We start from the raw sequence: 24,174 nt of genomic DNA on the forward strand, positions 1-24,174 counted from the left end.
TTTACACATCGTCAGAGGAACTGACTACGAAATAGCGTTACGCTTTGTATGCTTTTTGATGACATTCAAAACCAACGATTCCATATATTTACCCTACTGCTAGGGCATTTTTGCAAGACTTATGAATAAAAATAAATCAACATTTACCCTTATTCATAAGACCAGAGTTAACCATCTCACCTTATGGTCTTTTATTGGTATCTTGCCTTGCTTTTCAAGCAAGAAAAGCAAACAGTCGCCTAAAAAACACGCACTCAAATTCAACAAATAAAGCGAGACAGACTCATCATAACTGAGCGTAGAATGTTATCTATTCGACCATCGAATAATAGCCAGAACAACAATTCATTGAGTCAACTCACTTTTCTTTTCGATGATGTACTGTTGAGACTTTTCCCTATCTGCAAAACATCAAAATTGAAGTGGGTAAATGCTAACATGAGATCAAGAATCCATTTAATTTATTCAAAACATACCATTCATAAATATATGAAATATTCCCCATAGAGCCAAACCCTTCACTTGCCAAAAGCGCCTATTCTTAATGAAGGTGCAAAATATCTACTGTCGGCGGTACACGAAAGCGAAATGGCGCCCCCACCATACCCGTTCCCACCGTGACAAAGACATTCGCCGTCTCGTGTTGGTAATAGCCTTTCTTATGTCCAAGCATGGAGACTTTACGCATCACATAGCTGGTAATCCAAGGCAATTCAATCTGCCCCCCATGCGTATGCCCCGAAAGCATCAATGGCTTGGTAGGTAACACAGGCACCATATCTACGGTATCAGGGTTATGTGCAAGCAATATCCACGGTTTATCTTGCGGTAAATCAGGCAAATGTTGCATATCCACTTTGCCCGCCCAAAGATCACCCACACCCAGCATACGCACTTCATCAAACTCAACGATCTGGTTTTCGATATCGAGTACATTATTATGAAACAGGGCTTTGGCTAAAAGGTCTTGAATCGGCGGTCCTGGATATTGTTCATCATGATTACCATTGACAGAATAGACCTGACAATCGATGTCTCGCAAAATACGCAACTCATCTATCAGCTTATCTTCAGGTTCATACGTCCAATCCCCTGACACCACGACAATATCTGGCTGTTCTTCATTGATTTTTTCAACAATCTTTGCCAATTGACGTTCTTTGCCTGAATACAATCCGATATGCAAATCTGCAATCAACGCCACAGTAAAGGCTTTTTTTAAGGGTAATTGTGGATCAATGCTGAGATCGGTATGTTTGACCACCACATGATGCGGCTCGATAAATCTGGCGTACAGTATCAGCAGTGCAATTGCAAAACTTGATATGGCTTGCAAAGTATTAATATCCTCATGATACCACTGCCAAAAAATCAGTACCATCCATGGAAAAATCAAATAACACAGATAAAATACTAACAACAACATAAATGCTTTGAAATGGTGTGTGGTCTCGGTACGACGCGCACTGACCCACGCCTGCCAACCCGCCCAGACCAGCATCAGCGTGATACACCAATAAATCATTTGCGTAATGTTCATAGACTCTCTTATATTGCGCTGATGATCACTATCAACTTTAACTCACTTGTTTCTGTGCTTAGTGTAACACGCAAAAAACACGACACATTTGATAAATTATGAATAAAAACCGTGTGTCAGATAAAGTTTCTACCACAGCTTTTGACTATTTTTTCAAAAATATTCTCGTTATACTGCCCTTTCATGACAGTTTGATGCAAGCGCAATAGCACTGTCTCTCACGTCATTTATTCCACTCTTATGCTACCTTACCTAAAAGCCAAGCTCAGCATGAGATCGTTGTACCGTAAGATAAGGATTTGTCGATTTATGCGTTTGAAAATAGTCACGCTCAGTACTTTATCTATTTCCTTACTTACCTTATCCGCTTGCTCTACTTTGCCAGAACGTCAAGCTGTGGTTGCGACCTATGCCAATCAATATCAGACCAGTGACAGCTATCTGGCGCACTTATTTCAACCGTTAAAACAAAGCCACCCCAATCAAACGGGCTATCATGTGCTGTTTGAACCGACCAAGGCGTTGGCAACACGACTACAATTAATTGAACGGGCACAAGATACCTTAGATATTCAATATTATATTTGGGATAATGACAAAGTTGGCGCTTTGGCATTAGAGGCGATTTTACGGGCTGCCGATCGTGGTGTGAAAGTACGCCTACTGGTCGACGATAATAATAGTAAAGGACTTGAGCCCGCCTTTCGCACCCTCACCCAACATCCAAATATTCAAGTTCGTGTCTTCAATCCCTATCGTTTCCGCAACCTACGACCATTAGATATGGTGCTAGATTTAGATCGTATTACTCGGCGCATGCACAACAAGACCTTTATTGTCGATCAACAAGTGGCGCTGATCGGCGGGCGCAATATGAGTAATCAATACTTTAATGCGGGCGAAAGTTATCAATTTTCCGATATGGATGTCTTGCTGGTCGGTCAAGCCACGGATGACATCATGGCGTCCTTCGATGAATATTGGAATCATGACTATGCCTATCCGATTGCCGACCTGAATCGCAATCGTGCCGATCGCCTCAGCATGCAGAGTCTGCGTAAACAGTTAGAAAAAAATTGGTTTGATAATACGGTAGAGGACTATTTAGGTATCTTGACCTCATCCATTTCTTTTGATGAATGGTTCAATGAAAATCTCCCCTTAGAATGGGTCAATGCACAAGTCATCAAAGACTCAGCAGATAAAATCAAAAAAGACGCCAGCAAAGAACAGCACTTAAACTTTCAAATGTCGACCTTACTTGATCGACCGAAAAGCCATGTCGACTTGGTATCCGCCTATTTTGTGCCCGATGAACAATCTCGCCAGATCATCAAAGATTTTGCCGAGCAAGGCGTGCAAATTCGAGTCTTAACCAACTCATACAAAGCCAATGATGTGCCTTTTGTACACGCTTTTTACTCAAAATACCGTGAGCCTTTATTGGCTGAGGGCGTGCAACTGTATGAGTTTTTGCCGACACTACCCTACACCATTTCACGCAGTGAACGCAAAAAACTCTTTGCCAATCAAAAAGAAGCCAAAGATGGCTTCAACCGTAGCAGCCTGCATGCTAAGTTTATGGCTTTAGACAATAGTCAGGTTTTTGTTGGTTCATTCAATTTCGATCCACGCTCAGCGTATCTCAACACCGAGATTGGTGTAATTTTGGACAGTCCAACCCTCGCCAAAGAAATCCACAACAATTTAGACCAAAACATCATGAGCTTTGCTTATAAAGTACAACTTGATGAACATGGTCAATTGGAATGGCAAAAAAAGACCGAGAATAAAACCCTGACTTACAAACAAGAACCACAAATGTCGTGGTGGGAACGCTGGGGGCTGAAGCTCATTTCATTCCTACCGATCGAAGGACAAATGTAAGCGTTGCGCTCAGACTGAAGCGTTATGAGGAAAAACTTTAGACAAGCGCATGCGTGTAAAGTGTTAATGCAGAATCTCCTGATGAAGTTTGGCTAAGCCCTCTTTCATCTCCTTTTGCACCAATGCTGTCAGGCTATCTACCGTATGCTCTCGAGTGTCTATGCTCGGTAACGCCACCAAATGCGCTGTCACCACAGGCATCTGTAAAATGCGTGCACCATTTTCAACAAAACCCTGATTGCCGATAAACGGCACAATATTATCCAGTTGACCCGCTTGATTGACATAAGCAATCAAGCAAATCTGCACAGGTTTCTGCGCTTCAATCGCCGCCGCCAATAATTTGCCATGGACTTTTTTCACCCGAGTCCCATCGGTTGTGGTCGCTTCTGGAAAAAATAAAACAGGCACATCTTGCTTTAAAAATTCGGCAATTTGCTCACGAATCAAAGTCGAATCACCCGAGCCACGGCGGATAAATAAAGTTCCACCCCAGCGTGCCAACTTCCCAATAATCGGCCAATTCGCCACTTCAGCTTTCGCAAGGAAGAACACTCGAGCGCCAGAACCCAATACCGCCACATCGAGCCACGAGATGTGATTACTCACCCACAGCGCAGGTTGCCGTGCGATCTCGCCGTGCACTTGTACTTTGACATTAAATACTGAACCCAGCTGACGGCAGAAATATTGCACATAACGGGTATTATTTGGATCATTCGGATTTTTATACAGTTTTTTGGAAAAAATTAGATAAAACCCCTCACCTAACACACCGACCAGATGTGCAAATTTTTTCAAATACAAGCCACCTCGAAACAATGCATTTCGCTTAGGCAATTCCGTCTGACCAATCACTGGCTGTTGCACATCTTGTTTTCGATTCAACTGGAGCTGGTTTTCTTGTTTGTAAGTGTTCGAATTTTGACTATCAAAGTCTTGGCTATCCACAATATGATTTTCGAGTGGGCTTTTATCTTGTGAGGGTTTGCCTTGTAAGGATTTGTCTTGAGTTAATTTGTCTTGTAGCGAAGGCTGTTGATCAGCAGGATGAAGCGGTTGTTGCGACATGGACGCCGTATTCCTAAAAAATTATATTTTCACTGTAACCATAATCTATTTTCACCCATGATCAAAGAGGCAAAATGTGCCAACAGGTTCACAAGATCACACACATTTACGCTCAGCACATCGATAATTCAACGCATTTCAGCAATAAGTCAAATAGTCAAAACCCTGTTTTTTTCTTACAATAGACATCTTTAACGAATAAAGAGATAGCGACTGCGTGGAATATTTTGAACGGCATCAAGGCGGTGAACGAGCAATTTTAGTCAGCACCCGAGTACAAATTTTAGAGGACTTAGATGCCGAGGAGTTTCGCTTACTTGCTGAGTCAGCAGGTGCGGAAATCATTGAGCACATGACCACATCTCGCAATCGCCCTGATCCGAAGCTATTTATCGGTTCAGGCAAAGCCGAAGAAATCGCCGAATTTATTCAGCAAGAAGAAATTGATCTCGCTATTTTTGATCATTCGCTTTCTCCTGCGCAAGAGCGTAACTTAGAGAGAATCTTTAAATGCCGAGTCATCGACCGTACCGGTTTGATCTTGGATATTTTCGCCCTACGTGCTCGAACGCATGAAGGGAAACTGCAAGTTGAATTGGCACAGCTTGAGCATTTATCTACTCGACTGGTGCGAGGTTGGACGCATTTGGAGCGTCAAAAAGGTGGTATCGGTCTACGAGGTCCAGGTGAATCACAGCTTGAAACTGACCGCCGATTATTGCGTATTCGCATGACACAGCTCAAAGATAAACTGGAAAAAGTTCGCCAAACTCGTCTACAAGGTCGTGCCGCACGACAAAAAGCTGAAATTCCAACGGTATCTTTAGTTGGCTATACCAATGCAGGCAAATCCACCTTATTTAATCGTCTGGCAGAAAGTGATGTGTATGCTGCTGATCAATTGTTTGCAACGCTTGACCCAACTTTGCGCCGTGTACAATGGGAGGGTTTAGGTACGGTGGTGCTCGCTGATACGGTCGGATTTGTCAAAGACCTACCCCACTCACTGGTCGATTCATTCCGAGCGACTTTGGAAGAAACCTTAGAGGCCAGCTTGCTACTGCATGTGATTGACGCTAGTAGTCCAGACATGATGGAACAAATCGACGCCGTAGAAAATGTGCTGGGTGAAATTGGCGCAGATGTCACGATTTTGCGAGTCTATAACAAGATTGATCAATCCAAAGATGAAGCGAAGATCATTTATAGCAAGCCGCATCATCCGCAGCGTGTTTATGTCTCTGCGCATACAGGTGAAGGCGTAGATTTATTGATGCAGGCGGTACAAGAATCGCTACTGGGTCAGTTACAGACTTTTGAACTCTGCTTAGAGGCGAAGCATGGTAAACTGCGTAGCCAATTACACCACTTGGATGTGATTCAGTCTGAAAGCTATGATGAGCAAGGACATTTACTCCTTAGCGTGCGGATGTCTGGTGAGCGTTTAGTACAGCTTATCGGTCAGAATCATTATGACCTTACGCAGATTTTGGGGGAACAAGCAGTGCAATTTAAACGTCCGCTTGAGCCGTTTGAGCAAGAAAGCTGATTGTTTTTTTCCGCCAATCACTTTTTTTTTGTTTGACACAGCACATTACTTTTTATTGCAGTTGAAATACTGAGTACATCATGAAAGCCAAAACCGACTGGATCGCCATATTTATCACTATTCTCTTGATCGTGGTCGCACGTGAGATTGCGATGGCACTCACCAAGTTGATGGGACAACCTGAACTGGGCAATTTATTTGGCTTGGGATTATTGCTGATTGTCTTGGTCATTTGGCGAAATTTCAAACCCTTGTCGCACCGAATGATTGATGCCAATGCATTGATAATGAAGGAAAGTGCGTTTGCCTTTTTACCAATCTCTGCTGGCGCAATCGTGATGCTGGTGGCGATGGGTGCTCAGATTCCATTGTTTTTATTGGTACTCGTGGTTAGTACGCTTTTACCAATGTGGCTTTATGCCAAAATCTCTAAACGTTGGCTATAAACAGACATTGTTTCAAGACAAATTATCGGGGGTAATATGCTTTTGGTTGTCGCAGGTTTTGCACTGACCTTTCTGGCTTATGTTTTGGGTAAGCTCTGCAACCGACTTGTGCCACAAGTGCCTGTGATTGTCTCGGCAATGACTTTGGTGATCGTGCTACTTTGGTTGGTTGGTTGGCAGTATGAAGATTACATGGCACAGGTACAACCTTATTTCAATCATCTGCTTGGCTATGTCACTGTTGCGCTTGCGATTCCACTGGCGGCGATGCGTTTTGATGATCTTCCACTCAAACCATTAGCAGGCATCTTGGTCTTTGCCAGTATCAGTGCGGTTGCCCTACCTATGGGCTTGGCGTATTTACTGCATCTTGCCGAACCGACGATTTTGGCATTTGCCACCCGTGCCATCACCACACCCGTGGCATTAAACATTGCTACTCTACTACATGCGCCACTGGCAATGGTGACATTAATCGTGATTTTATCAGGTGTGATTGGCGCCGCCTTTTCATCAGTATTACTGCGTCATATCAATGACGAGCGTGCTTCAGGACTTGCCCTTGGGCTTGCTGCACATGCGATCGGCACAGTACAAGCGTGGCAACGTGGTAGTGTTGCTGGTCGTTATGCTGCTTTTGGTATGGCGATCAATGCGGTACTCACTTCAGTGTGGTTACCGAGCTTGTATTATCTTCTACAAGCGACTTAACTGTTTGCAAGCAAATTGGCGGTGTTTACAAAATTATTGAAACATGGAGAAAATTTGAACGCTTAAGTCATGCCGAGTCGTGACTTTTGTTGCGCACTTAAATAGCCATTTTTATATTTTAAAATCAGCATGTTAAATCATAATAAATAAGATACCTTAAAATTTGCGACCAATTTCACACTGACGATTTCAAAAATATTCTCTAGATACGATTTTCTCCATATTTACTCACAAAATTTAAACAGTTAAGATGAAAATGGAAGGTTAACAACTGTATAGGATTTACCGAATGAAAGGCTTCAAACTGTTTTTATTATCAAGTTCAATGCTCATGGCTTCAGCACAAGGTTTTGCAACGAACGATATTGCGGGCACTTGGCGTTCTATTGATGATAAAACGGGTTTTAGTAAAGGGATCGTTGAAATCACCAAAGCCAGTGATGGAACGTACTCAGGTAAAATTGTCGAAGTAATCCCTCGCCCAGGCTATACCCCGAAAGCCACGTGTGACAAATGTTCAGGTAGCTTAAAAAACAAACCGATTTTGGGCATGACCGTGCTCACAGGCATGAAACAATCGAGTAAAAATGATCGTGAATTTTCTGGCGGTCGTATCCTCGATCCACTGACAGGAAAAACCTACAAAACCAAAATGAAACTCAACAGTAGCGGATCACGCCTGAGTATGCGTGGTTATGTTGGCGTGGAAGTGGTTGGTCGTAGCCAAACTTGGATTCGTCAAGACTAACCGCTTGGCAACTCAGCAATATGATCTTGTGAAAAGAGGATGTTGACACAAGATCATCATTTAGCAAAACATATTCAAGCACAATATCAACATCTCTCGAGACAATATTTGTCGAATGAGATATTCAATCAAAAGGATGAATGATGAAATTATTTCAACTGATATGTTCAAGTACGTTGTTTCTCGGTGCAACCCAACTATATGCCGCAGACGATATCTCTGGTGTATGGCGTACCATTGATGACAAAACTGGTTTTAGCAAAGCCTTGGTCGAAGTCAAAAAAGACAGTGATGGTACATTCTCAGGAAAAGTCATCAAAATCTTGCCTCGACCGGGTTATACGCCTAAAACCCATTGTCAAAAATGCCCTGCACCTTATACCAATAAGCCGATTCTCGGGCTTACCGTGCTGGACAACATGAAGCCAAGCAAAGATAAAACCGAATATGAAGGTGGCACGATTCTCGATCCGCTATCAGGTAAAACCTACAAGAGCAAAATCAAAGTCACTAATAATGGCAATCGTTTGCGCATGCGTGGCTATGTTGGTGTTGAGGTTTTTGGTCGTAGTCAAACTTGGATTCGTGATCAATAAACCTGCGTAGTAATTTTCAATGAATATCTTATCTTGCCAGCCAAAATTTCAGAAATGTTTTTGATTTTTTGGCTTTTTTTTGATGCTTATATTGACTTGTTGAGTACAATCCATTCACAATCAATGCATTAGTTGGGGTTGATTATTCAAAACGATGTGGCTATGAATACCAAAAACATAAAGCACATATCTTATTTTAAACGCACAAGTCGTTTGGCTTTGGTGTGCTTCGCTTTTATGTACTTCGTTTTTGCCTGTATTTTTAGCCTGTCTAGCCAAGACGCATTGGCGAATAACTCACAACCTAAAGCAGCGTTCTATCGTTATTATAATAATAATGGTGTGGCTTCAGTCAGTCGTAGCGTGACACCTACGCATGTGCGCCGTGGTTACGACGTCCTTGATCGTAATATGTATTTGATTAAAAAAGTACCGCCTTATAATGTCGAACAGGATTTACGCAACGAAAAAAATCGAGCGGCACAATTTGAACGTGATCGTAAAGATCAGCAAATTAAGCGCTCTTTTCGCAATGTCGACTACGCAACACGCAAAAAAACCGAAGTATTAAAGGTTCTGAATAGACAACTTCGCCAGCAATATGAACTGATGAAACGATTGCAATTGGATCGCAGCAAATACCTTTCTACAAAATCTCAATTGTTAATGCAAAGAGATCCCGTACCAACAAGTCTACAGAGCAATATCCAAAATAATCAGGCACAAATCAAGACGGTACGCTCGTCCATTGAGAATATTAAAAATACCATTGCCGATCAAACCCAGTATTATGATTATGTGATTAGTCGCTTACAAACCATGTGATTACCTCACATTTCGCTATCACCCGAATTGTCTGTCATTAATAAAAATGTGTTTACCTAAATCAAAGTCATGTCGGTAACCACTTTAGTGAATTGAAAATGGCGATGTTTGCAGAACAATTATCAACATCGAATGATCATTTTTATTGAATCGCCTATTTTACTTGTAATACACTGTGCGATTGCTAAAGCATAAGCACCTTGAAGGGCATGTTCTGCCCTTTTACTACGATTTTGATTAGGACATTGTACATGCGCGCCAGTCGCTTTTTATTTGCCACACTCAGAGAAACGCCAAACGACGCTGAGGTGATTTCACATCAGTTGATGCTCCGTGCGGGGATGATTCGTAAACTGGCATCAGGATTGTACACATGGTTGCCGATGGGTGTCCGTGTGCTCAACAAAGTCGAAGCCATCGTGCGTGAAGAAATGAATGCATCAGGTGCACTCGAAGTCTTTATGCCTGTGACTCAGCCTGCCAGCCTATGGCAAGAATCTGGTCGCTATGTGCAATATGGTCCAGAATTACTGCGTATCCAAGATCGTCATAAGAATCCGTTTGTGCTTGGACCAACGCACGAAGAGGTGATCACCGATCTGGCACGCAATGAGCTAAAGAGTTATAAACAATTACCGCTAAATTTTTATCAGATTCAAACCAAATTCCGTGATGAAATTCGCCCACGTTTTGGGGTGATGCGCTCACGTGAATTCATCATGAAAGATGCTTATTCTTTCCATATCGACCAAGCGTCATTACAAGTCACATACGACCTGATGTATCAGACCTATAGCAATATTTTCAATCGCTTAGGTTTGGACTTCCGCCCTGTGCAGGCAGATACAGGTTCAATCGGTGGTTCAGGCTCACACGAGTTTCATGTCTTAGCGAATAGTGGTGAAGATGATGTAGTGTTCTCTACCGAATCTGATTTTGCGGCTAATGTGGAAAAAGCTGAAGCGATCTTGGTCGGTGAACGTGCTGCACCAACTCAAGATTTACAAGTGATCGACACGCCGAATACCAAAACCATTGATGCGCTGTGTGAATTACTTAAAATTGATGCAAAGCAAACTTTAAAAGCCGTTTTGGTACAGGGCGCAGTTAGTGATAAACAAGCTGATGAAAATGACAAATCACCACTTGTTGCAATCTTCTTGCGTGGTGATCATGAGCTGAATGAAATTAAAGCTGAAAATCATCCGTTGATTGCTAGTCCGTTGACTTTTGCCACCGAAGAGCAATTAAAGTCTGCTGGCTTACCTGCAGGTTCAATTGGTCCACAAGGCTTGGTAGAAAAAGGCATTACCGTATTGGTCGATCGTTCGGCGTCTGTTTTATCTGACTTCGTCACAGGTGCAAACATTGCCGATCAACACGTTCAAGGTGCAAACTGGGAACGTGATGCAACCTATAGTGAAGTTGCAGACTTGCGGAATGTGGTCGATGGCGACCCTTCTCCAGATGGTAAAGGCGTGCTACAAATCCGTCGTGGTATCGAAGTCGGACACATTTTCCAGCTCGGTCAAAAATACTCAGAAGCATTGGGCTGTAAAGTGCTCGGTGAAGATGGTAAACCGCAAACCGTTACGATGGGTTGTTATGGTATTGGTGTGACACGTGTGGTGGCAGCGGCGATTGAGCAGAATCACGATGAAAAAGGCATCATTTGGCCAAAAGCACTTGCGCCGTTTGATATTGCCATTGTGCCGATGAATGCGCACAAATCACCACGCACGGTGGAAGCCGCTGAATCCCTCTATCAAGAACTACAAGCGCTCGGCTTCGATGTTTTACTGGATGACCGTAATGAGCGTCCAGGCGTGAAATTCTCTGATCTTGAATTGACTGGGATTCCGCATCGAATCGTGATTGGTGAAAAAGGCTTAGATGCAGGCACTTTTGAATATAAAGGTCGCCGTGATAGTGAGTCGCAAGATTTAAGCAAAGAAGCGTTGCTTGCATTGCTTAAAAGCTAAAAATCAATTCGAAATTTTATGAAAGCCGATCATCATTGATCGGTTTTTTATCATCTTAGAAACAATAAAAAATCACTTCTTGATATGCCCCACTCTGATATTGTATGTCGGAAATAATGGCTCCATAATCAACGTATTGTTTAGCATCATTAATTTCGGCGATAGTGCCAAAACATCATCTATATGTTCACAAAGAAGCTTAAAATTTGTTTTAAAAACAGGAATTTCTTGATCATCCACAACCACATAGATTTCTGTACTATGTTCCATGAGAGAAAGATGCTGTAATTGCGAAGCATGATAATCTTGAAAGTTCATTTCACTCCAATCAATATAATTCCCATTGATTGGAAATTGACTCAAAAGATGAGAAATGGTCGCCCAATCCTCAATTTCTGAGAAATGATCTTGTAATGCTTTTTTACATTCTAGATATAAATTCATTTTAGTGACCACATAAGTAAATAGCGATTTTTAACTAAGATTATCATATTGTTTTAAAACAAGTTTATGATCATTTGGACTGGTAGCAATTATTCCAACAAAATGACAAATTAACCCGCAACCAAGATTTGATAACTCAAGCGCATGATCAATACCGACACCAAGATTAAAAATAAAATTCGAATAAAACCGCTACCGTATTTTAATGCCACACGCACACCAACTATCGAACCGATAATATTTGCCGCCGCCATCATCAGCCCCAAACTGAGTAACACATGCCCTGTCGGAATAAAAAAACTCAGCGCCGCAAAATTGGTCATAAAGTTGGCAATCTTGGATAAAGCCGAGGCATGAATAAAATCCACTTTTAAATAGCGGATAAAGTAAAAAATAAAAAAACTGCCCGTACCCGGTCCAAAGATACCATCATAAAAACCAATCAACAGACTGCCGACCGCTGCCAAGACCAGTATTTTGGTCGTCAGTTCTTGCTCAACATGAAATTGTCCAAACTGCTTTTTGACAAAGGTATAAATCGCAATAATCACCAACATCAGCAGCACAAAAGGCTTGAGTACCGCTGTCGGAATCATCGACACACACGCTGCACCGACAAAAGAGCTGATCAAAGCGCAGACTGCCACCACAGCCAAAAGTTTCCATTGCAATCGCACACGGCGCAAAAATGAAAATGCGGCTGAAGCTGTACCGCAAATTGAAGCCAATTTATTGGTGCCAAAGATGGTCGCAGGCGCAACTTGTGGTAATGCGCCCATTAACGCAGGAATTTGAATCAAACCACCGCCACCCACTGCCGCATCAATCGCTCCTGCACAAAAAGCAAAAAAGATCAGGCTGAGTATCAGTTCTATTTCCATGGGCAGGGTCACTTCATAATGGACAACAAAATTGGCATCGTGCACCAATTCAAATATAAGCAAAAGTGAACTCAATGCGCTGGTTGCGAGTATTGTGGACAGATCAGATTTGGTCAAGCAGATTCCATCAGCGACCTGTTCGACTTAAGTCGGAGGCATCATGTCGCAATCATTCACGCTTTAGCATATTCTCAAAACATGACCACTCTGTTGGACTACACAAATCCGATTCTACCCTACTAATAATCAATGCAGTGATCTGTTATATTGAGCATATTATTCAATTTCACACTTTCAATTATGGACTTAGCGATCAATCACACTCTCGCCATTATCATCATCACGGTGATCATTTCCCTGCTGGCGTTTAATCAGCCTCGCATCATGAATCGTCTGATCTTTTGGGGGCCAGCGGTCGGCAAAGGACAATTTGACCGTTTGATTACGTATGGTTTTGTGCATGCTGATGGTTTTCACCTACTCTTTAACATGATCACGCTGTTTTTCTTTGGACGTGTGTTGGAGCAATTTTACCGTCAATATGCCTTCGATATGGGCTTTGCGCTGTTCTATCTCGGCGGTTTGATCGTGTCGATTTTGCCAAGTTATTTCAAACATAAAAACGATGTGAATTATTTTAGTCTTGGCGCATCTGGTGCGGTATCGGCGATTCTATTTGCCTTTATTTTATTCCAGCCGTGGAGTTTGATTTTCGTCTTTTTCATTCCTGTGCCTGCGATTATTTTTGCCATTATCTACGTAGCGTATAGCTTTTGGGCGGAAAAACGTGGCAATAACGGCATCAATCACAGTGCGCATCTTTGGGGTGCAGCCTACGGCATTATCTGTACGCTGATTTTAGAACCTCGTATTCTCGGTGTGTTTGTACAGCGTCTACTCAATCCAAGTTTTTTCTAAATCTATAACTTAAATACACACTGATTGGTTAAGGAATAATTCATGCAAAGTCTCGTCTTAGATACTGAAACACATACCCTCAACGGCTTACCGATTGAAGTCGCCTATGTGCCCGTACAGCTTGATGGGTCAGGCGTTCAGATCTTTGAAGATCAGATCTATGATGAATACTTTAGCCTTGATCAAGGCATGTCGATTCATTTGGCATCCATGGCAGTGCATCATATTCTGCCCAATGATCTGATCGGCAAACCGAATTATCGTGAATTCCGCTTGCCTGAAGAGACCATCTATATGATCGGGCACAATATTGATTATGACGTGGCGGCAGTGGCACGTTGCGGGCAGTCGGTGAAACAGATTAAACCGATCTGTACCCTCGCCTTGGCACGCTCACTTTGGCCTGAGCTTGAGAGCCGTTCTTTAAGCACGCTCAGTTATTTTATTTCTGATGATTTAGAGGCAACCCGTCAACAATTGCGCAATGCGCACAATGCCAAAACTGATGTATTACTCACCGCTGCATTACTCAAACGCATTGTGGCGGAGCTAAAAATCACCGACATGGAACAACTTTATCAACAATCACAAATAGCACGTTTGCCACAGTTTATGCCCTTTGGCAAATATAAAGGCACGCCACTCAAAGAAGTCCCGATTGACTACGTGCAATGGTTACTGCGTCAGCAAGACATTGACCCTTATCTACGCCAAGCCTTAGAACAAGTGTTTTGATCCACAGCCAAAATGTTAAAATAACAGTGTTTAGTATTGCCAAGGAGCACAAAGATGCAATTTCGAATCGAAGCCATAGAAGTCGGCAATGCCCTGCAAAACTACATTTGGATGCTCATCGACACCCACCATCATCAAGCGGTGGCTATTGATCCAACTCAAGCGGATTTGGTGCTAGATTATTGTGAAAAATATAATCTCGAACTGACGCAGATTTGGATCACGCATAAACACAACGATCACATCGCAGGTGTGCCCGAGCTGAAAGCGCAGACCAATGCGGTGGTGTATGCACCATTGGCAGAAAAAGAAACGATTGGACAAGCCGGCTATTGGCTCGAAGATGGTGAACAAATTCATTTTGCCGACTTGGTCGTTGATGTGTTTTCTTCACCTGGACACACACTAGGTATCATCACCTATTTTATTGATGCATTAGATGCACTGTTTTGTAGTGATACGCTATTTTCTATGGGTTGTGGGCGTGTTTTTGAAGGCACCTATACGCAGATGTATCATTCATTAAATCGACTGGCTGCCCTGCCACCACGCACCAAAGTCTATTGCACGCATGAATATACCGAAAGTAATGGCAAATTTGCCATGACCATCGAACCTGAAAATATCGCCTTACAACAACGCTATGCCGAAGTCCAAGCATTACGTGCGACAGGAAAAATCACCTTGCCATCAAGTATTGAACTGGAGCTAGAAACCAATCCATTTCTACGTTGTCAAAGTGTCGATGAATTCAAAAAAATACGCCAATTAAAAGACCAATTTTAAGCAATAGGCTTGACTTCGTCTCGAGCTTTCTTCAAAATATGCCACTTGTTTACGGGCTGGTATTGCAGTATTGTGATTTTAAAGAATCCAATACACACGCATCGGGCCCGCCCCAGACTAACTTATATCAAGGAGTGCACGAGTGGCAAACTCTGCTCAAGCTAAAAAACGTGCTCGTCAAAATTTGAAAGCACGTAAACATAACGCAAGCCTGCGTTCTATGGTTCGTACTTATATCAAACGTGTAATCGCTGCGATTGCTGCTGGTGAACACGCTGCTGCTAACGAAGCGTACAAAGCGGCTGTTCCAGTGATCGACCGTATGGCTGATAAAGGCATCATCCATAAAAACAAAGCAGCTCGTCATAAGAGCCGTTTGAATGCGCAAGTGAAAGCATTAGCTACTAACTAATCGCATAGATATTGTGTTGTATCGATAATCCATCCATATAACACAACAAAAAGCCCAGTTTTTTTAACTGGGCTTTTTTAAGGTCTAAATTTTACTATTTTCAATGACTTTAGATGATTTTAGTCATGAACAGCTGTATTTAAATCTCGAATCTCCACTTGATGACGTTGTCCTCGCCATACCCAATTCAGCTGTGAGGCTTCAAAGCTCGAGGTATTATCAAACCAGACAAATACTCCTTCCATCATCTCAGGCCAATCTTTTTTCTGTACTTGGAAATGCCCTGAAATCACCGCAATGAACGCCGCCAAAATGGTATCGTGACTCACCGCAAGGCTCAGCGCACAGTGCTTAGATGTCGGATTCGGCTCACATTGAATCAGATGCGAATTAAATAATAACTCCAAAACATCGAGTACACCACGAATCGGATGCTTCATGCCTGGTAGCGTATTTTTGACAAAACTATCAATAAAGCTCACCGCACCTTGCTTGCGAAAATGCGGTACAGCCAAATCAATATCCACCACAAAGCTCCCAGGTTCGACCAAAAGCGCTTGCTCTAAAATCTCGATCTGATGGGTATTTTCAGTAAAATGCCGATCTGCCCCTGCAATCATCAAACTTGCTGTATCGATACAGCGCTGGATCGGGCTACTAATACAGTTCACAATCTGGCGCTGTGTTTGCTGGCTAAGATATTCTCCCCACGCCACAGCCAGCTCACGCCCTTCATCGGTAAGCTGTAGATCATATCCTGCCAAACCCTTTCCACACACCACCTCACGGATCGAATGCCGTGTAAACAGTACGATAGGCGTGTCATGATCAGGCAATAACTCGACTGCACTAAACATGCTTTTCGGTAAGGCATTTAGAGCGTTCACACAAACTCAAATTTGATTTGGATTGCTGACTATAGCATGATTAATCGCAATAAGGCATGTGTTCACATGCTTTCGCCTCATCAGGCGTCTGAACACATGGTCAGCCAAATGAATTTTCGATTCATTTTGACAGCCAAGCATGCTGCGCCATACAATAAATTAAACCCTTTACACATATCAATAACAATGAAAAACCACCTGCTTACTGCCACTTTACTGTTTTACACTTTGCTGCTCTACTCTTCATCTGCTTTGGCAAATGCCCTAGCGCAAAACCATACACCTGAAGTTGATAACATCCGTGCCAAATATCAACATATCCAAACTCATTTGAAAGATTACCGCACTGCGAGCCAAGATATTTGGGGTGAATCCACCGAAGGTGGAAAGGCAACTGCACATTATGACCATAGCAATGTACTACAACGCATTGAAGTGATCTGGTTTGGCGAAAGTGGCAAGCGTATCGTGTACTATTATTTTGATCATGAACAATTGGTCTTTGCTTTAGACCAACAGATCCACTACAACCGTCCAATTTATTGGAATCAATCACTTGCAGATGAAGTCGGTGATACAGAACTATTCGATCCTACAAAATCCACGGTAATTGAAAACCGCTATTATTTCAAACATGAACAACCGATACTCTGGCTGGATAATACAGGACAGACTGTTGATCTAAATATTGAAAAAAATACCGAACAGGCACAAGCTGTCATTGCACATGCCAAGAAAATGTATCAACAGTTTCTAACCCCATAAATGATAACTTAGACACAAAAACAGCACATAAAATCTGAACATAAAAAAGCCAGCGAGAACGCTGGCTTTTCCTGAATATTTTTAAAATGATATCAATTTCAAACTGATTTAAATCGTTTCGAGTGCTTGATTCAATGTCTCACTTGGACGCATGACCGCATTGACCTTTTTCGGATCAATCGCATAATAGCCACCAATATCCGCCGATGAACCTTGTACAGCAGATAGCTCAGCAATGATTTTTTCTTCATTCTCAGCCAAAGTTTTTGCAAGTGGCGCAAATTTGGCTTTGAGCTCCGCATCTTCATCTTGCGCAGCTAATGCTTCCGCCCAGAACTTCGCTAAGTAGAAATGACTGCCACGGTTATCCAGCTCACCTGTACGACGTGATGGTGACTTATCATTATCCAACAGTTGCCCTGTGGCTTGATCTAAGGTTTTTGCAAGCAGTTTCGCCTTCGCATTGTCTTCTTTGATTCCAAGCTCTTCCAGTGATACCGCAAGTGCTAAGAACTCACCCAAAGAATCCCAGCGTAAATGGTTTTCTTCAACCAGCTGTTGGACGTGTTTCGGCGCAGAACCACCCGCACCTGTTTCATACATACCACCACCCGCCATTAACGGCACGATCGACAGCATTTTCGCAGATGTACCAAGCTCCATGATCGGGAACAAATCGGTGAGGTAATCACGCAAGATGTTACCTGTCACAGAAATCGTATCTGCACCACGAGCCACACGCTCTAGCGTATAACGCATCGCACGCACTTGCGACATGATCTGGATATCAAGACCTGATGTGTCATGATCTTTCAAATACTTTTGTACTTTTTTGATCAATTCATTTTCGTGTGGACGGTATGGGTCAAGCCAGAAGATTGCAGGCATACCTGAGTTACGTGCACGTGTGACAGCGAGTTTCACCCAGTCACGAATCGGTGCATCTTTGACCTGACACATACGCCATACATCACCTTGCTCAACATTTTGTGATAACAAGACTTCGCCTGTTTCAAGGTCAGTAATATTGGCTACACCCGCTTGTGGAATCTCAAAGGTCTTGTCGTGCGAGCCATATTCTTCCGCTTTTTGCGCCATCAAGCCCACGTTCGGTACTGTACCCATGGTGCGTGGATCGAAGTTACCATTCCATTTACAGAAATTGATCATCTCTTGATAAATACGGGCAAATGTAGACTCAGGCATTACTGCTTTACAGTCGTGTTGTTTACCATCTGCACCCCACATTTTACCGCCGCTACGGATCATCGCTGGCATAGATGCATCAACAATCACATCGTTTGGAGAATGGAAGTTGGTAATGCCTTTTGCAGAATCCACCATCGCAAGCGCAGGGCGGTGTTCTTGGCACGCATGCAAATCTTCAATAATTTCTTCACGTAAAGAAGTTGGTAGCGTTTCGATTTTCTCATAAAGCCCAGCCATACCGTTGTTGACATTAATGCCAAGCTCATCGAACAATTTACCGTGTTTTTCAAAGGCTTCTTTATAATAAATTTTGACACAGTGACCGAATACAATCGGGTGTGACACTTTCATCATAGTTGCTTTGACGTGTAGCGAGAACAAAATGCCTGCTTCTTTACAGTCATCGAGTTCTTTTTCATAGAAATCGCACAATGCTTTTTTGCTCATAAACATTGAGTCGATGATTTCGCCATCTTGTAGTGCAACTTCAGGTTTTAATACGATATTTTCACCTGTGCTGGTGATGAGTTCCATCTTCACCTTGCGCGCATGATCTAAAGTGATGGACTTTTCACCATGATAAAAGTCACCTTGATCCATATGTGAAACGTGGGTTTGTGACCACTGTTTCCACTCACTCATTGAGTGCGGGTGCTTTTTCGCATAGTTCTTCACTGCTGTCGGCGCGCGACGGTCTGAGTTACCTTCACGCAATACTGGGTTGACGGCTGAACCTAAGCACTTGCTATAGCGTGCTTTAATTGCCTTTTCTTCTTCAGTAGATGGGTTCTCAGGATAATTTGGAATCGCAAAACCTTTCGATTGCAATTCTTTGATGCATGCAGTCAACTGTGCAACTGAGGCACTGATATTTGGCAATTTGATAATATTGGTGTCTGGATCTTGGGTCAAACGACCAAGTTCTGCAAGATTATCTGAAACTTTTTGTTCGTCTGTTAAAACGTCAGCGAATTCTGCCAATACACGTGCGGATACAGAAATATCACTTTTTACAATATCTACACCAGCAGGTTTGGTAAAGGTTTCAATGATTGGCAACAACGAGTATGTCGCCAGTAGCGGTGCCTCATCAGTTAATGTATAAATGATTGTTGACTTTCCACTCGCCATGTATAGCCCCTTTTTTTACTGTGTCTGTAATGTCTTAGAGCCGAGCTTGTGACCCAGCTCTCCTTTGCAATGGTATATCTTTCACTTTAATAAAGCACGCAGAGTATGCGTTGGGTAATGCATTTCAGTCAATGCAATATCTGTTCAAACTGTCCATTTTCGGTGAATAGTGTATATAAATTTGGGTGATGTTGGCTATTAGACCAACGCATTAGTATTTTGCGATGAAGCTCGCTATCTGCCTAGCATGTAAAGATTTTTAAGAATTATGATTTACCTAAACATCATTTATTAAATAAATAATGTCAAAGCAGATATTGATATGCGTAAACATGTTCTTTTAATCACCATCTCGGCATAGGTTGTGTGCTATTGATGAGTGTAGATTATCTAAAAACTTTAACAAACAAATGGTAAAGTATATTTCAATTTGTCATCTGTGAACTAAATGAAAATGTCAAAAGCAACGAAAACAAAGTATAAGAAAGTAAGAGGCACAAACCGAAGATTAAGAAATATTGATCAATGGATTAATCACAATAAATACTTAAACCTTCAAGTGCTTGATATCTATCAATGCGAATATGTAAAATTTTGGGTAAGTCCGTGGGACAGACTTGCAATGTCAATAAATAGTCAAATTCCTGAGCCTGAGGGAGTGTTTAAAGAAAAATTCATTCAAGGATTATTTGAAATCTATGATTGTTGGAAACAACAGTTAGATCAATTAGAAAAACCATACTACTTAAAAATTTGGCTATTTGAAAAGAACCTAAGAAGATCACAGATCGTTTGTGCAATTGGCGAAAAAATTCAATTCTATGAAAACACCTTTTCTCAAGTTGAAAACTCTGATGATCAAAAATATGATTTTGAAAATCTTGATAATTTAGCGAAAGCATTTCATTGGGAAAAAAGATTAGATGACCTCCTTATTGAAAATGATTTCCTAGAAAGTCCTGAAAAGTATGTTGATCTTGAGGCATATCTAGAAACTAAAAACTATTTTGAAAACTATGTGCTTCAAAATTACAAAGCAACCATCCCTTACGACTCTGAAAAATTCTACTACGTTTTAGAAAATGATATCGTTTGGTTAGGGCAAAAGACTTAGTTAACTAAGGTTTGTACAAAATTGCTCTATCAACGCCCAATCCCTCACATCATGTAAAGCAATAAACTGTCCATTTAGCAAACTTGCCCGCTGATTATAACGAAACGGTCGATGACTCAGATCAAACACCTCTCCACCAATACTTTGCAACAACCCTTGCCCTGCCGAAGTATCCCATTCACTGGTCGGATGAAAGCGTGGATAAAGATCAATCTCCCCTTCGATCATCATGCAAAACTTATAGGCACTGCCTGCATTCACTTTGCGATAACTGATATTTTGCGATGTGAGAAAATCCAAAAACTCCTGATAGCGAGAACTGCGTTCAGGACGGCGACTAATCGCAATGCGGAGTGAGTTTTCAGTTTTGAAACCATTTTGCTTTAAGCCATTTTTGTTTAAATCATGTTGAAATTGGAATAACTCAACCTGACCTTGCGCATTCCATTGATAACGATACGGAAGTTGTTGTTTGCTTTGAAAATTATCAACAATATAGAGCTTTGACATCAGCGGTACAGCGATGGCAGAAATCACCGACTCACCATTCTCAATCAAACTCAGATTAATGGTAAATTCACCTGTTTGATCAATAAATTCTTTGGTGCCGTCTAGCGGATCGAGCATCCAAAAGCGTTGCCATTGATGGCGTTCGTTATGCTCACCTTCTTCGGATAAAAGTGGCAGTTTCGGTGTGAGTTCTGCCAAAGCCTGACTGATAAAGCGATGTGCTTTCAGATCGGCTTGCGTCACAGGTGAGTTGTCAGATTTGCGATCAATTTGGAATTGCCCACCACTTTGATAGCGCTGATATTCCGCCACAATGATGACACTTGCCTGCTGTAAAATGTGGCTCAACTGTTGCAAATTCTGTGGCATCTGCTCTAATGCAACTTTAGCAAACATACGCACCTCTCGATTTATCCATGACTACTGTAGCAAATCATTCAGCGCAAATCTCAAAACCGATCATCTTTTTTGATATGGATGGCACGTTGTTGGATTTGGCATTTGATACCTATATTTGGATGCAACTGGTGCCTGAGCGTTGGGCAGTTGAACATCAAGCCACACTTGAGCAGGCAAAATCACAGCTTTATCAATATTATGTGCAATATCAAGGCAGTCTAAACTGGTACTCGTCCAAGTTTTGGCGACAGCATATCGGTGTCGATGCCTTTGCCGTACAGCAAGAAAATCGTCATCTCATCGCACCACGATTCGGCTGTTTTGAATTGTTGAATGCATTGCAAAATCTCGGTATAGAATGTTGGATTGTCAGCAATGCTGATCAAGTCACGCTCGATTTAAAACTTGAAAATGTGCCGATTCGACCTTATTTCAAACAGGTGATTAGCAGTGAGTCGATTGGCTACGCAAAAGAAGATCAACGCTTTTGGCAGACCTTGCAACAGCGTCATCCTTTTGATGCTTCTCAAGTGACGTTTATTGATGATAATTATGCAGTGCTCGATAGCGCAAAACAGTTTGGTATTGCACAGCTATTCAGTATTGGCGAGCCTGATTCGAGTACCACGAGAACTGACTTGAATCCAAATTATATTCATCTTGAACAACTCACCGATTTGCTGAATTATTTAGATGATGATAAATCTAGCAACTTATACGGTACATAATCGTTTTAACGACTATTTCAACAAAAGGCATTTCAATCAAAGTACACATGAGTAAAAGCAACAGTAAAGAAAGCAATACTAGAAACGACAACGCTGAAAATGGCGCAGAATCAATGCGCATCGACAAATGGCTTTGGGCTGCACGATTCTTTAAAACCCGTTCACTCGCCAAAGCTGCCATTGAAGGTGGCAAGGTACATCACGATGGCGATCGGGTCAAAGTATCCAAAGAAGTCCGTATCGGTATGGAGCTGACTATTCAACAAGGTTTCGATAAAAAAACTGTGCAAATCAAAGCCCTGTCTGCACAGCGTGGCGGTGCACCGCAAGCACAATTACTCTATGATGAAACGGAAATGAGCGTGGCACGTCGTGAGCTACTGAGTTCACAGCGAAAATTGCACAATTTAGCTCGACCTGAACATCGTCCGAGTAAGAAAGATCGCAGGCAAATCCATAAATTTAAAGAGAAAAATAATCAAGATTCGGTTGCAGATTGGCACAATGATGATGCTTATTAATGGTTAATTCCACATAGAGATTTTGATGGATGAAATGATGGAAAATCGCTAAAAATATTTAGGAGAATTGAAGATAAAAATAGGCGACAAACGGTGTCGTTTTGTATGAAATCGACACTCGATTTATCGCTAAAATTCTGCCATGATACTGCCAACCAACGGTCATTCGTTTTAGATAACTGTCATTGATTTTAAATAATTGACATGAAAATAATGATCTTGCGACGCAGACAAGGCATCCACTTTGGTTAAAAAGTTAAAGTTCACAATATTGAGGTTATGAGATGGATGAGAATAAATCAAAAGCATTAGGCGCAGCGCTAAGCCAGATTGAAAAGCAATTTGGTAAAAATACCGTGATGCGTTTGGGTGATAACACGGTACAAGCGGTCGAAGCGGTATCGACTGGCTCACTCACATTAGATATTGCTTTGGGCATTGGCGGTCTGCCGAAAGGTCGTATTATTGAGATTTATGGCCCTGAATCTTCAGGTAAAACCACCATGACTTTGCAAGCGATTGCAGAATGTCAAAAGAAAGGTGGCACTTGCGCATTCGTCGATGCAGAACATGCGCTCGACCCTGAATATGCCAAGAAACTTGGTGTAGATATTGATAACTTATTAGTTTCACAGCCTGACAATGGCGAACAAGCCCTTGAAATAGCTGATATGCTGGTGCGCTCTGGTGCGATCGACTTGATCGTTATTGACTCCGTTGCAGCACTGACGCCAAAAGCGGAAATCGAAGGCGAAATGGGTGATTCACACATGGGCTTGCAAGCACGTTTGATGAGCCAAGCGCTGCGTAAAATCACGGGTAACGCCAAACGCTCGAACTGTATGGTGATTTTCATTAACCAAATCCGTATGAAGATCGGCGTGATGTTCGGTAGCCCTGAAACCACGACTGGTGGTAATGCACTGAAATTCTACGCATCTGTGCGTTTGGATATTCGTCGTATCGGTCAGGTCAAAGAAGGCGATGAGATCATTGGTAATGAAACCAAAGTCAAGGTCGTGAAGAATAAAATGGCACCGCCATTTAAAGAAGCGCTTTTCCAAATCCTGTACGGCAAAGGCACTAACATGCTCGGCGAAGTGATCGACCTTGCTGTAGCACAAGACATTGTGCAAAAAGCAGGTGCGTGGTATTCGTATCAAGGCGATAAGATCGGTCAAGGGAAAAATAATACCATCCGCTATCTTGAGGAAAACCCACAAATCGCTGAGCAAATCGAAGGTCTTATTCGTGAGCGTATGTTGGCAAAAGTCCCTGCTGTCCCACCACAACACGCTGAAACTGAAGAAGATGCTGAGTTTGGTTTAGAACAGTAAGACTTTACTTAGCACCTCATTAATAAAGCATTCATCTAAAAG

24 protein-coding genes are annotated in these 24,174 nt (G+C 42.1%); 17 read left to right on the forward strand and 7 right to left on the reverse strand.

Features of this window, described 5'->3' with window-relative positions:
* Positions 1 to 541 precede the first annotated feature (541 nt).
* Complete coding sequence (locus tag BLQ60_RS10580) at positions 542 to 1,540, reverse strand: metallophosphoesterase (RefSeq protein ID WP_092620077.1); 999 nt, start codon at positions 1,538 to 1,540, stop codon at positions 542 to 544.
* A 270-nt stretch (positions 1,541 to 1,810) separates the two neighbouring features.
* Between BLQ60_RS10580 and BLQ60_RS10585 the strand changes: the two genes are divergently transcribed.
* The gene (locus tag BLQ60_RS10585; RefSeq protein ID WP_378235235.1) at positions 1,811 to 3,427 is read left to right on the forward strand and encodes a phospholipase D-like domain-containing protein; all 1,617 of its coding nucleotides are present in this window, start codon (positions 1,811 to 1,813) and stop codon (positions 3,425 to 3,427) included.
* Positions 3,428 to 3,490: 63 nt separating this feature from the next.
* Here BLQ60_RS10585 and BLQ60_RS10590 read toward each other — a convergent pair whose 3' ends face one another.
* The gene (locus BLQ60_RS10590; RefSeq protein ID WP_092620083.1) at positions 3,491 to 4,498 is read right to left on the reverse strand and encodes a lysophospholipid acyltransferase family protein; all 1,008 of its coding nucleotides are present in this window, start codon (positions 4,496 to 4,498) and stop codon (positions 3,491 to 3,493) included.
* Between the two features lie 217 nt (positions 4,499 to 4,715).
* Here BLQ60_RS10590 and hflX point away from each other — a divergent pair, with 217 nt between their 5' ends.
* From hflX to BLQ60_RS10625, 7 genes are all read left to right on the forward strand, one after another.
* Positions 4,716 to 6,047 (forward strand): ribosome rescue GTPase HflX, encoded by a 1,332-nt coding sequence (gene hflX / locus BLQ60_RS10595; RefSeq protein WP_092620086.1) that lies wholly within the window; start codon positions 4,716 to 4,718, stop codon positions 6,045 to 6,047.
* An 80-nt stretch (positions 6,048 to 6,127) separates the two neighbouring features.
* Positions 6,128 to 6,493, forward strand: coding sequence for a hypothetical protein (locus BLQ60_RS10600; protein ID WP_092620089.1), 366 nt, complete (start codon positions 6,128 to 6,130; stop codon positions 6,491 to 6,493).
* A 36-nt stretch (positions 6,494 to 6,529) separates the two neighbouring features.
* Positions 6,530 to 7,204: an LrgB family protein gene (locus tag BLQ60_RS10605; protein ID WP_092620092.1), complete on the forward strand. Its 675-nt coding sequence runs from the start codon at positions 6,530 to 6,532 to the stop codon at positions 7,202 to 7,204.
* A 289-nt stretch (positions 7,205 to 7,493) separates the two neighbouring features.
* Positions 7,494 to 7,952 (forward strand): DUF2147 domain-containing protein, encoded by a 459-nt coding sequence (locus BLQ60_RS10610; protein ID WP_092620095.1) that lies wholly within the window; start codon positions 7,494 to 7,496, stop codon positions 7,950 to 7,952.
* Between the two features lie 143 nt (positions 7,953 to 8,095).
* A complete protein-coding gene (locus BLQ60_RS10615) occupies positions 8,096 to 8,548 on the forward strand; it encodes a DUF2147 domain-containing protein (protein WP_171259101.1) in 453 nt (150 codons plus the stop codon).
* Between the two features lie 237 nt (positions 8,549 to 8,785).
* On the forward strand, positions 8,786 to 9,373 hold the full coding sequence (locus BLQ60_RS10620; protein ID WP_092620101.1) for a hypothetical protein: 588 nt from the start codon (positions 8,786 to 8,788) through the stop codon (positions 9,371 to 9,373).
* A 251-nt stretch (positions 9,374 to 9,624) separates the two neighbouring features.
* Positions 9,625 to 11,355, forward strand: a complete 1,731-nt coding sequence (locus BLQ60_RS10625) for a proline--tRNA ligase (RefSeq protein ID WP_092620104.1) — start codon at positions 9,625 to 9,627, stop codon at positions 11,353 to 11,355.
* A gap of 72 nt (positions 11,356 to 11,427) precedes the next feature.
* On the opposite strand, the gene BLQ60_RS10630 is transcribed toward BLQ60_RS10625, so the two are convergent.
* On the reverse strand, positions 11,428 to 11,799 hold the full coding sequence (locus BLQ60_RS10630; RefSeq protein WP_092620107.1) for a CDI toxin immunity protein: 372 nt from the start codon (positions 11,797 to 11,799) through the stop codon (positions 11,428 to 11,430).
* A gap of 110 nt (positions 11,800 to 11,909) precedes the next feature.
* On the reverse strand, positions 11,910 to 12,680 hold the full coding sequence (locus BLQ60_RS10635; RefSeq protein WP_092620389.1) for a sulfite exporter TauE/SafE family protein: 771 nt from the start codon (positions 12,678 to 12,680) through the stop codon (positions 11,910 to 11,912).
* 300 nt (positions 12,681 to 12,980) lie between these two features.
* On the opposite strand from BLQ60_RS10635, the gene BLQ60_RS10640 reads away from it, so the two are divergent.
* From BLQ60_RS10640 to rpsT, 4 genes are all read left to right on the forward strand, one after another.
* A complete protein-coding gene (locus BLQ60_RS10640) occupies positions 12,981 to 13,598 on the forward strand; it encodes a rhomboid family intramembrane serine protease (protein ID WP_378235234.1) in 618 nt (205 codons plus the stop codon).
* A 42-nt stretch (positions 13,599 to 13,640) separates the two neighbouring features.
* On the forward strand, positions 13,641 to 14,333 hold the full coding sequence (locus BLQ60_RS10645) for a putative quorum-sensing-regulated virulence factor (protein WP_092620110.1): 693 nt from the start codon (positions 13,641 to 13,643) through the stop codon (positions 14,331 to 14,333).
* Positions 14,334 to 14,387: 54 nt separating this feature from the next.
* Positions 14,388 to 15,119 (forward strand): hydroxyacylglutathione hydrolase, encoded by a 732-nt coding sequence (gene gloB, locus BLQ60_RS10650; RefSeq protein ID WP_092620113.1) that lies wholly within the window; start codon positions 14,388 to 14,390, stop codon positions 15,117 to 15,119.
* 142 nt (positions 15,120 to 15,261) lie between these two features.
* Entirely contained in the window at positions 15,262 to 15,531 is a 270-nt protein-coding gene (gene rpsT / locus BLQ60_RS10655; protein WP_092620116.1) for a 30S ribosomal protein S20, read from the forward strand.
* A gap of 119 nt (positions 15,532 to 15,650) precedes the next feature.
* Here the strand turns inward: rpsT and BLQ60_RS10660 are convergent, their stop codons facing one another.
* The gene (locus tag BLQ60_RS10660) at positions 15,651 to 16,388 is read right to left on the reverse strand and encodes a phosphoglycerate mutase family protein (protein ID WP_092620119.1); all 738 of its coding nucleotides are present in this window, start codon (positions 16,386 to 16,388) and stop codon (positions 15,651 to 15,653) included.
* Between the two features lie 216 nt (positions 16,389 to 16,604).
* On the opposite strand from BLQ60_RS10660, the gene BLQ60_RS10665 reads away from it, so the two are divergent.
* Positions 16,605 to 17,183 (forward strand): hypothetical protein, encoded by a 579-nt coding sequence (locus BLQ60_RS10665; protein ID WP_092620122.1) that lies wholly within the window; start codon positions 16,605 to 16,607, stop codon positions 17,181 to 17,183.
* A gap of 108 nt (positions 17,184 to 17,291) precedes the next feature.
* Here the strand turns inward: BLQ60_RS10665 and BLQ60_RS10670 are convergent, their stop codons facing one another.
* Entirely contained in the window at positions 17,292 to 19,523 is a 2,232-nt protein-coding gene (locus tag BLQ60_RS10670) for an NADP-dependent isocitrate dehydrogenase (protein ID WP_092620125.1), read from the reverse strand.
* A gap of 454 nt (positions 19,524 to 19,977) precedes the next feature.
* Between BLQ60_RS10670 and BLQ60_RS10675 the strand changes: the two genes are divergently transcribed.
* Positions 19,978 to 20,637: a hypothetical protein gene (locus BLQ60_RS10675; RefSeq protein WP_143005215.1), complete on the forward strand. Its 660-nt coding sequence runs from the start codon at positions 19,978 to 19,980 to the stop codon at positions 20,635 to 20,637.
* On the opposite strand, the gene BLQ60_RS10680 is transcribed toward BLQ60_RS10675, so the two are convergent.
* Positions 20,638 to 21,543, reverse strand: a complete 906-nt coding sequence (locus BLQ60_RS10680) for a 3'(2'),5'-bisphosphate nucleotidase CysQ family protein (protein ID WP_244516028.1) — start codon at positions 21,541 to 21,543, stop codon at positions 20,638 to 20,640.
* Between the two features lie 20 nt (positions 21,544 to 21,563).
* Here BLQ60_RS10680 and BLQ60_RS10685 point away from each other — a divergent pair, with 20 nt between their 5' ends.
* From BLQ60_RS10685 to recA, 3 genes are all read left to right on the forward strand, one after another.
* Positions 21,564 to 22,274, forward strand: a complete 711-nt coding sequence (locus tag BLQ60_RS10685) for an HAD-IA family hydrolase (protein WP_092620132.1) — start codon at positions 21,564 to 21,566, stop codon at positions 22,272 to 22,274.
* Positions 22,275 to 22,321: 47 nt separating this feature from the next.
* Complete coding sequence (locus BLQ60_RS10690) at positions 22,322 to 22,795, forward strand: RNA-binding S4 domain-containing protein (RefSeq protein WP_092620135.1); 474 nt, start codon at positions 22,322 to 22,324, stop codon at positions 22,793 to 22,795.
* Between the two features lie 284 nt (positions 22,796 to 23,079).
* Positions 23,080 to 24,132: a recombinase RecA gene (gene recA, locus BLQ60_RS10695; protein WP_092620138.1), complete on the forward strand. Its 1,053-nt coding sequence runs from the start codon at positions 23,080 to 23,082 to the stop codon at positions 24,130 to 24,132.
* The last annotated feature ends 42 nt before the right edge of the window (positions 24,133 to 24,174 follow it).

This window comes from Acinetobacter marinus, from assembly GCF_900096915.1.
GTDB lineage: Bacteria > Pseudomonadota > Gammaproteobacteria > Pseudomonadales > Moraxellaceae > Acinetobacter > Acinetobacter marinus.

Excerpts from the sequence above, each read along its gene's own strand:
- gloB (WP_092620113.1), top strand. The coding sequence starts at position 14,388 with ATGCAATTTCGAATCGAAGCCATAGAAGTCGGCAATGCCCTGCAAAAC.
- BLQ60_RS10640 (WP_378235234.1), top strand. The coding sequence starts at position 12,981 with ATGGACTTAGCGATCAATCACACTCTCGCCATTATCATCATCACGGTG.
- BLQ60_RS10675 (WP_143005215.1), top strand. The coding sequence starts at position 19,978 with ATGTCAAAAGCAACGAAAACAAAGTATAAGAAAGTAAGAGGCACAAAC.
- BLQ60_RS10660 (WP_092620119.1), bottom strand. The coding sequence starts at position 16,388 with ATGTTTAGTGCAGTCGAGTTATTGCCTGATCATGACACGCCTATCGTA.
- BLQ60_RS10590 (WP_092620083.1), bottom strand. The coding sequence starts at position 4,498 with ATGTCGCAACAACCGCTTCATCCTGCTGATCAACAGCCTTCGCTACAA.
- BLQ60_RS10635 (WP_092620389.1), bottom strand. The coding sequence starts at position 12,680 with ATGGAAATAGAACTGATACTCAGCCTGATCTTTTTTGCTTTTTGTGCA.
- BLQ60_RS10610 (WP_092620095.1), top strand. The coding sequence starts at position 7,494 with ATGAAAGGCTTCAAACTGTTTTTATTATCAAGTTCAATGCTCATGGCT.
- BLQ60_RS10690 (WP_092620135.1), top strand. The coding sequence starts at position 22,322 with ATGAGTAAAAGCAACAGTAAAGAAAGCAATACTAGAAACGACAACGCT.
- BLQ60_RS10605 (WP_092620092.1), top strand. The coding sequence starts at position 6,530 with ATGCTTTTGGTTGTCGCAGGTTTTGCACTGACCTTTCTGGCTTATGTT.
- BLQ60_RS10585 (WP_378235235.1), top strand. The coding sequence starts at position 1,811 with ATGAGATCGTTGTACCGTAAGATAAGGATTTGTCGATTTATGCGTTTG.
- BLQ60_RS10630 (WP_092620107.1), bottom strand. The coding sequence starts at position 11,799 with ATGAATTTATATCTAGAATGTAAAAAAGCATTACAAGATCATTTCTCA.
- BLQ60_RS10680 (WP_244516028.1), bottom strand. The coding sequence starts at position 21,543 with ATGTTTGCTAAAGTTGCATTAGAGCAGATGCCACAGAATTTGCAACAG.
- BLQ60_RS10665 (WP_092620122.1), top strand. The coding sequence starts at position 16,605 with ATGAAAAACCACCTGCTTACTGCCACTTTACTGTTTTACACTTTGCTG.
- BLQ60_RS10615 (WP_171259101.1), top strand. The coding sequence starts at position 8,096 with ATGAAATTATTTCAACTGATATGTTCAAGTACGTTGTTTCTCGGTGCA.
- BLQ60_RS10580 (WP_092620077.1), bottom strand. The coding sequence starts at position 1,540 with ATGAACATTACGCAAATGATTTATTGGTGTATCACGCTGATGCTGGTC.
- BLQ60_RS10600 (WP_092620089.1), top strand. The coding sequence starts at position 6,128 with ATGAAAGCCAAAACCGACTGGATCGCCATATTTATCACTATTCTCTTG.
- BLQ60_RS10620 (WP_092620101.1), top strand. The coding sequence starts at position 8,786 with ATGTACTTCGTTTTTGCCTGTATTTTTAGCCTGTCTAGCCAAGACGCA.
- BLQ60_RS10685 (WP_092620132.1), top strand. The coding sequence starts at position 21,564 with ATGACTACTGTAGCAAATCATTCAGCGCAAATCTCAAAACCGATCATC.
- recA (WP_092620138.1), top strand. The coding sequence starts at position 23,080 with ATGGATGAGAATAAATCAAAAGCATTAGGCGCAGCGCTAAGCCAGATT.
- BLQ60_RS10645 (WP_092620110.1), top strand. The coding sequence starts at position 13,641 with ATGCAAAGTCTCGTCTTAGATACTGAAACACATACCCTCAACGGCTTA.
- BLQ60_RS10670 (WP_092620125.1), bottom strand. The coding sequence starts at position 19,523 with ATGGCGAGTGGAAAGTCAACAATCATTTATACATTAACTGATGAGGCA.
- BLQ60_RS10625 (WP_092620104.1), top strand. The coding sequence starts at position 9,625 with ATGCGCGCCAGTCGCTTTTTATTTGCCACACTCAGAGAAACGCCAAAC.